This window comes from Undibacterium sp. Ji42W (genome assembly GCF_049340405.1).
Lineage (GTDB): Bacteria > Pseudomonadota > Gammaproteobacteria > Burkholderiales > Burkholderiaceae_D > Undibacterium.
This window is the reverse complement of the sequence record NZ_JBMPOV010000030.1, coordinates 1-5,616: the sequence shown is the minus strand read 5'-3', so window position 1 is coordinate 5,616 and position 5,616 is coordinate 1. Positions and strand designations below refer to the sequence as shown.

Here is a 5,616-nt window from a genome sequence, read left to right as displayed (position 1 = left end):
CGCCGATAGTTTGCACCAGGTTGGTGCCGGTGACGGTGAAGACGTGGGTGGTGCCATCATACGTCGCGGACGTAATCGTTGGGGCGGTGACGTTCGATACTGTCACGGTATTGCCGGTCAGGTCGGCATTGGATGTCGTGGTCTGATCCCAGGACGCGGCTGCTGCGAGATTGAAGGTCGTGGTATCAACTGCGGATGTACCGTTTTTGTTCAGTATGCCGTTGATGGCGAGCTTGTCGGCGGCGTTCAGGGTGACTGCAAAAGCAGTTGAACTGCTGGCGGTGACGTTGGCGGTGGTCAGCGTGTAGGAACCGGCCTGACCTGTGATGGATAACTTGCTCACATCAATGGTGTCGCCACCGACGATGTTGACGGCGGAGACGCTCAAGATACCAGTGCTGGCATCGTAAGTAGAACTCAGTATGCTTGGTGCGGCATTGGAGACGGTAATGCCATTGCCAGACAGATCGGCGATGTTACCGCCGGTGATGGCACTATCCCAGTCGTCGGCTGCGGCGAGATTGTACGTTGTGGAACTACCGGCGGAAGACGTGCCGTTTTTATTGAGCAGGTTATCGATAGCAGCAATATCGGCACCGGCCAGGGTGAACGTAAAGCTGGTGGCAGACGTGATTTCGACGTTGCCGGTCGTGGACAAGGTGCGCGTTGCACCGCCTTCGCCGGTGATGGTCAGTTTGGATATCGTGATGTCATTCGTCGCACCTATCGTTTGAACCAGGTTAGTGCCGGTGATGGTGAAGATGTGGGTGGTACCGTCATACGTCGCGGATGTAATGGTTGGGGCGGTGACGTTGCCGACTGTGACGGCATTGCCGGTCAGATCTGCTGGTGTAGTGACTGTCGTGTCCCAGCTTGCTGCAGCGGCCAGATTGAATGTGGTGGTATCAACCGCTATGGTGCCGTTGTTGTTCAATATACCGTTGATGGCAAGTTTGTCAGCAGCATTCAAAGTGACCGAGAACGCAGTAGCACTGGTCGCAGTGACATTGGCCGTGGTCAGGGTATATGAACCCGCCTGACCAGTCAGGGACAGTTTGGAAACATCAATGGTATCGCCACTGGCGAGATTGGTGCCAGTGACAGACAGAATACCCGTGCTGGCGTCATAGGTGGCTGAGGTGATAGCAGGAGGTACGATATTCGATACGGTAATGCCATTGCCTGTCAGGTCGGCGATATTGAGCGTCGCATCAGCACCATTGGCCCAGTCATCTGCCGCAGCAAGGTTGTAGGTCGTGCCACCTACTGATTGCGTACCATTGTTATTGAGCAGGGTGCGCAGGCCCAGTTTGTCGGTCGCAGACAGTACCAGCGTAAAACTGGTATCAGAACTGATTTCAACGTTGGCCGTGTCGGTCAGGGCATAAGTGCTGCCACCTTGTCCTGTCAGCGTAAATTTGTTGGCAATGATATCGTTGGTGGCACCAGCGCGATGGGTAAAGCCCGTGCCTGTGACCACCAGGTTGCCGGTAGTGGCATCATACGTGGCTGAGGTAACGGTAGGCGCCGCGACCGTGGCTGTAATGCCATTGCCGGTCAGGTCGGCAATGACAACCGCTGCATCTGCGCCTGCTGCCCAGTCTTCTGCTGCCGCGACGTTGTAGGTAGTACCACCGGTGGAACTGCTGCCGTTTTTGTTGACGATCTGGTTGATACCTGACTTGTCAGTGGCGCTCAGTACCAGTGAAAAGCTGGTAGCCGATGTGATCTCTGCATTTGCCGTGTCCGTCAGGGTATAGGTGGCACCGCCTTCACCAGTCAGTGTGAATTTATTGGCGACGATGTCATTCGCTGCACCGTTCAGTATAGACAAGCCTGTGCCGGTAACGATCAGAACACCAGTACTGGAGTTATAGGTTGCCGAAGTGATGGTGGGGACGGCCGCATTGGATACCGTCACAGCATTCGTCAAATCCTGGATATTTCCACCAGTGATGGGGCCGTCCCAGTCATCTGCAGCCGAAAGATTGTAAGTCGTGCCACCGGTAGAATTAATACCATTTTTGTTGAAGAGGATATTGACGGCATCGATATCTGCACCAGCCAGGGTGAAACTGAACGTCGTGTCATTCGTGACTTCTACATTGCTGGTAGTAGAAATCGTGCGGGTGACGCCACCTTCACCGGTAATGGTCAGTTTATTGATGGTGATATCGTTGGTGGCACCAACTATCTTGACCAGGCCAGTGCCTGTGACGGTGAATGTACCAGTGCTGGCATCATACGCGGCTGAAGTGATGGTCGGTGCAGTGACATTCGAGACCGTGATGGGATTACCAGCCACATCGGAAGGGGAAGAAGCAGTGACGTCCCAGTTGGTCGCTGCTGCCACGAAATAGGTGGTACCACTGACCGCGTTTGTCCCATTCTTGTTCAGCAGGCCATTCACATTTATTTTGTCGTTAGCATTCAGCGTGATAGAAAATGCAGTGCTGCTGCTGGCCGTGACGTTGGCCGTGGTCAAGCCATAAAAGTTGCCGTTTTGCCCAAACAGTGTCAATTTGCTGATATCTATCGTGCCGCCATTGGTGATATTGGCACCAGTGACAGAGAGAACGCCAGTGCTGGCATCGTAAGTGGCACTCGTGAGAATCGGTGGCGCATTGGATACAGTGATGGCATTTGTCGCATCTGAAATATCACCGCCAGTGATGGCGCTATTCCAGTCATCTGCTGCAGCCAGGTTGTAGGTTGTACCACCGCTGGAACTGCTGCCATTCTTATCAAGTAATGCCTTGACCGCAGCAATATCGGCACCTGCCAGTGTGAGCGTGAAACTGGTAGCACTGGTGATTTCCACATTGCCAGTCGTGGACAGGGTATATGGACTACCCTGACCCGTTATGGTCAGGGTCGAGACGGTGATATCGTTATTGGCACCGCTGACCTTGACCAGATTTGTGCCAGTGACCGTCAATACACTGGTAGTAGCATTGAAAGTAGCTGAGGTGATCGTCGGTGCCGTAACGTTTGAGACGGTAATGCCGTTACCGGTTGTGTCAGGGTCGGAATTGGCCGTGACATCCCAATTTGCAGCTCCAGACAGATTAAACGTTGTGGTATCTGCGGCAGTGGTACCATTTTTGTTCAGTATGCTATTGACAGAGATCTTGTCTGCCGCGCCCAGCGTGACCGTGAAGGAGGTGGCGCTAGTGGCGGTTGTATTGCTGGTGGCGGCCGTCAGCGTGTAAGAACCACCATTGCCAGTCAGACTCAGTTTGGTGACATCGATGGTGTCACCAGCGGTCATATCGGTGCCCGTGACAACCAGTACACCTGTGCTGGCATCATAGGTGGCGCTGGTAATACTGGTCGGGATGGCTATTGAGGTAAACGCCCAGGTTGAATTTGAGCTGATACCGTTATAGGTATTGCTGCCACCATCCTGGAAAGCGCCGCTGTCGATTAAGACGTAATAACCAGTATTACCTGCAAACGTGGCAGTAGGGTTAATGGTGACCTTGCTGTTGGCACCACCAGTGCCCGCACTGAAGGTCACTTTGGCGCCATCATTTGCCGCGATGGTTTCAAGTACGGCATTGTCGGACTGACGGTAAATAATGATGTTCTTGGCCGCAACGGCTGTGACTGCAGTACCGAATTCAATCACGAGATTGTAGTTCGATGGCACATCAATAGCTCCCTTATTGGGAGACACCACGCCAGCAAAATCGAAGGTGTTGTTGTCACTGAACTCGTAAGCACCTATATCTACTGTACCGCCACGTCCCGCGCCACGCGCATCGGTAGTGGGCGCACCTGTGGTTGTGCCAGCACTGATTGCAGTACTGCCGGTCGCGATGGCTATGGTTCGAACTGCACCACCGTTAAATGCCAGTGAACCTAAAGCGCTGCCTAGCGTGGTAATTGTTCCCGTCAAAGAATTAGTTCCAGCGGCTCCTATTGTAGTCAAAACAATATTGTTGCTACCAGATAAAGTCGAACTACTACCAATAAAAGCGTCCGTATCATTCGTGCTGGCATTGGTACTGGTGTTATTAGCGATGATCGTGTTTTTTATCGTCACTGCGCCAGAGTTGGATCTTATGTAGACGCCGCCGCCGCCGCTGGTTGCCACATTTCCACCAGTAAATGAATTCCCAACGATAGTTGAATTTACTATTGTCGTGGTTCCAGCACCACTGATTGCGATACCACCCCCACCTGCAGCAGCGGCATCTGCAGACCTGCCAGTCGAGTTATTGGCGATGGTTACATTTGTTAATGTCGCGCTCGTCCCTGCTGCAATCGCAATACCACCACCATATCTGCCTAGACTATTCCCTGAATTTCCGCTTATGGTAGTGTTGCTGATATTAATTTGTGCGCCGCCAACATAAGCACCGCCACCATTTCCGCCCGAATCTTGCGCGCTCGATGTGTTATTCGAAATGGTGCTATTGCTGATCGTTATAGTTCCACCACCTTGATAAAAGAGAAGTCCAGCCCCCTGTTTTGATGCTACGCTGTTTGTTATGACGACATGGTCCAGTGTGAGTGAACCCGAATACTGAAAAGTAATTGCACCACCACCCCAGCCTGCATCGCCGTTGACTCCCTTGCCATTGGTGATGGTCATACCAGAAAGCGTAAGTGCAGAGGTATTGTTCTTGGTGCCGCCCGAGCCATAGGCAGAAAAAATACGTGAGTTATTGTTGCCGCTGATCGTCAGCAGATTTTCACCCGCACCAATGATCGTCAGGGCATCGGCGTTATTGGGAGAATCGACATCGATAGATCCACTAGTCAAGGTCAAGGTTGCCGCACCACTGGCAAACAAGGCCGGATCAAAAACGATGGTGTCAGCAGCAGCATTTCCCGTGGCTGATGCAACAGCTGCACGCAAAGAACCGGCACCAGTATCATTCAGATTGGTGACCTTGATCGTTGCCAGATCATATTGATATTGCTGTGCTGCGATGGTCGTGGTCTCTACCGCGCCGCTATGGTATTCCAGTGCCCAGTCACCATGCACACCTGTGTCATTGGTCGACGCTGCTACGTCTGCACCGGTTGCTTTTGCCAGCTGATTGACAAAGCTGGTGCCTGCATCACCTTTGGCGACATCGCAGCCATATAGCAAAATATCTGCTCCTGGTGCCAGTGCCTTGTGTATGGTCGCCAGACTGGCTTGATAATCATTCAGGTTATACGACGACAGCATGGTATTACCCATGACCAGATAACCCTCACCACCGTGCGATACGATATGAACAGCAGTGATGTCTGCCTTGCCTTGCAGTGCATCTGCCATTTGCTGCACACCGTTTTTTAACGGATCGAGCGTGATGACTTCTGTACCAGGTTTGAGATTGCCAACCAGGCTTTGCCAGTTTTGCAGCGTGGTATCAACAAACACCACTTCATGCGGACCTGCCTGGACTGGTGCCGGTGCAGATGCTGGCGCTGGCGCTGGCGTAGCAGTCTGTATGACAGGGGTAAGCGGTGTCACTGAGGTAGCGACATGATCATTCTCTTGCGCTTGATTAGTCAGTATGTTGGTAGTTGGGATCATGATCAATTTCCTGTCGCAGTCGGAACAAATTTGGCGGTAATAACGTTAGCACGGCTACCGGTCGTGTCTTTCCAGAACGA

At 52.5% G+C, this 5,616-nt stretch carries 1 protein-coding gene; it reads right to left on the bottom strand.

The window, feature by feature from the left end:
* A partial coding sequence (locus ACO0LG_RS29415; RefSeq protein ID WP_423032147.1) for a DUF4347 domain-containing protein occupies nt 1-5,536 on the bottom strand: 5,536 nt, incomplete at its 3' end.
* Between the last annotated feature and the right edge of the window lie 80 nt (nt 5,537-5,616).